This window comes from Bartonella sp. AA86SXKL, assembly GCF_042196885.1.
Map to the genome: position 1 here is coordinate 316 of NZ_JBHIRE010000472.1, position 299 is coordinate 614.

At 41.8% G+C, this 299-nt stretch carries 1 protein-coding gene; it reads right to left on the reverse strand.

The annotated features are described in order from the left end of the window. On the reverse strand, nucleotides 1-299 hold a 299-nt coding region (locus ACFIO5_RS12710; protein ID WP_375705600.1), incomplete at both ends, for a phosphate acyltransferase.

The window sequence follows — 299 nt, forward strand, 5'->3', positions numbered from 1 at the left end:
GTTAATCCCATAAATGGATATTGCTGCATCAATTTCACATTAAGCGCTACATCAGCACTTATTTCTCCATCAAATTCAAAATCAGCCCTGCGTTCACGCAAAATATTAACGGCATCTTGAATATGGCGCGTAACCTGTCCTTTCATATAACCAAAAGTAGAAAATGCCACAAATGCCACCCGTGGTTGATACCCCAATCCACGAACAAAAGAAGCTGTCTGTTCGGCTATATGCGCAAATTCTTCGGCGTTAGGATTCTCATAAACAGCTGTATCGGCAATAAACACAGTTCGTCCACG